The organism is Streptomyces sp. NPDC005728 (assembly GCF_040630895.1).
Lineage (GTDB): Bacteria > Actinomycetota > Actinomycetes > Streptomycetales > Streptomycetaceae > Streptomyces.
Window position 1 is genome coordinate 1 of record NZ_JBEXYL010000262.1, and the last position, 2,388, is coordinate 2,388.

A 2,388-nucleotide genomic window follows, 5' to 3' on the forward strand; every position below is an offset into this window, starting at 1 on the left:
GGAGCCGCCGACGGCCAGCGCGTCCTCGGCCCGCTGGGAGCCGATCTGCCGGGCCCCGAGCCGGAGCACCTCGGGGGCCACCCAGGTCGGGGCGTGCACCCCGTTGGTCACGGAGGTGATCGGCACCTCCTCGGCGTCGAATCCCGGCCACAGCCCCGCGAACATCTCCCGGCTGACCTGCCCGTGCAGCAGAGACACCCCGTTCGCCCGCTGGGCCAGCCGGAGCCCCATCACGGCCATGTTGAACAGGTTCGGCTCACCGCCCGGGTAGGTCTCCATACCCAGCGCCAGGACCCGCTGCACGTCGATGCGCGGGAGTTCGGCGTCGGCACCGAAGTGCCGGGCGACCAGTTCCCGGTCGAAGCGGTCGATGCCGGCCGGCACGGGGGTGTGCGTGGTGAACACGGTGCCGCCCCGGACGGCCTCCAGTGCCGAGCCGAAGTCCAGCCCCCGGTCGCACAGTTCGGCGATCCGTTCCAGACCGAGGAAGCCCGCGTGCCCCTCGTTGGTGTGGAACACCTCGGGCTCCGGATGCCCGGTGAGCCGGCAGTACGTCCGCACCGCCCGGACACCCCCTATCCCCAGCAGCATCTCCTGCAGCAGCCGGTGCTCGCTGCCGCCGCCGTAGAGCCGGTCGGTCACCCCGCGTTCGCCGAGGTCGTTCTCCTCCACGTCCGAGTCGAGCATCAGCAGCGGCACCCGGCCCACCTGCGCCAGCCAGATCCGGGCGCACAGCGACCGGCCGCCGGGCAGGGCGAGGGAGACCCGGGCGGGGGTGCCGTCGGCCTCCTTCAGCGGGCTGACGGGCAGTTCGTGCGGGTCGAGCACCGGATAGTGCTCCTGCTGCCAGCCGTCCCGGGACAGGGTCTGCCGGAAGTATCCGTGCCGGTAGAGCAGCCCGACACCGATCAGCGGCACCCCGAGATCACTGGCCGCCTTCAGATGGTCGCCGGCGAGGATGCCGAGCCCGCCGGAGTACTGGGGCAGCGCGGCCGTGATGCCGAACTCGGGCGAGAAGTAGGCGACGGCGCCGGGCAGCCCCTCGCCCTGTTGCTGGTACCAGCGCGGGCCGGTCACATAGTCGTTGAGATCGTCGGCGACCGCGGTCAGCCGGCGCAGAAACCGCCGGTCCCCCGCCAGCTCGGCCAGCCGGGCCGGGCGCACCCCGCCGAGCAGCCGCACCGGGTCACCCCCGGCGGAGGCCCACCGTTCGGGGTCGACGGACTGGAACAGATCGCGCGTCTCCGTATGCCAGGACCAGCGCAGATTGCGCGCCAGGTCGCTCAGCGGCCGGAGGGGTTCGGGGAGAACGGGACGGACGGTGAACCGACGGATCGCCTTCACATTCCACCTCGGACGCGTTACAGGGTGAGACGCACGGCACTGTGCGTCTCGTCGTCACTGTCGACGGTAGTGGTTACCGGGGGGTCGGTGGGGGTGTCCTCAGGGCGTGGCGGGAACTCCGAGAAGGGCCGGTCTTGTGCGTAGACATACGCGTGGGTAGTTAACAAAGTGCCGGATTGCCCACCCGATTAGGGTGGGAAGGCTCCTCCGGTACGCCCCACAGCAGCACCACAGCTCACCCGCAGGACCCACCTCCCCATATCCATCCGCCACACCCACGTTGACGCGGACAGGAGCGGTCATGCCCGCCACGCACCACTCGTCACCACCCCCGACAACCAGCAAGACAGCCGGACAGAAGACTTCGGGCAGGAAATCCGGGAAGCCGGCGGAGGACTCTCCCGACCCGGCTCCGCCCCGGCAGCGTCCCGCCCCGGCCGAGGCCACCGTCGTCGGCCGTATCCCCGTTCTCGACGTCCGCCCCGTGGTCCAGCACGGACGCAGGCCCGCGAAGGCGGTGGCCGGGGAGTCGTTCGAGGTGTCGGCCACCGTGTTCCGCGAGGGGCACGACGCCGTCGCCGCGAACGTCGTCCTGCGGGACCCTCAGGGCCGCCCCGGCCCGTGGACACCGATGAGCGAACTCGCCCCGGGCACCGACCGCTGGGGCGCCACCGTCACCGCCGGCGAGCCAGGGCTCTGGACCTACGCGGTCGAGGCCTGGTCGGACCCGGTCGCCACCTGGCGGCATCACGCACAGATCAAGATCCCGGCGGGTCTCGACACCGGTCTGGTCCTGGAGGAGGGCGCGCAGCTGTACGAGCGGGCGGCCGCCGGAGTCCCGGAGAAGGAGCGGGACGTCGTACGGGAGGCCGCCGCCGCACTGCGCGACGAGGGGCGCCCGGCCGCCTGGCGGCTCTCGGCTGCGCTGGCGCCGGAGGTGGACGCGGTACTGTCCCGGTACCCGCTGCGGGAGTTGGTCACGGCCTCCGAGCCGCTGCCGCTGCTGGTGGAGCGGGAGCGGGCGCTGTACGGCTCGTGGTACGA

Annotated in this window: 2 protein-coding genes; one reads left to right on the plus strand and one right to left on the minus strand. The window is 72.2% G+C overall.

The genetic code is table 11. From position 1 onward, the window contains the following. The coding region (gene glgP, locus ABZ471_RS48370; protein WP_359075544.1) for an alpha-glucan family phosphorylase at positions 1 to 1,344 on the minus strand (1,344 nt) is incomplete at its 3' end. Between the two features lie 301 nt (positions 1,345 to 1,645). Between glgP and ABZ471_RS48375 the strand changes: the two genes are divergently transcribed. Continuing rightward, a partial coding sequence (locus ABZ471_RS48375; protein WP_359075546.1) for a maltotransferase domain-containing protein occupies positions 1,646 to 2,388 on the plus strand: 743 nt, incomplete at its 3' end.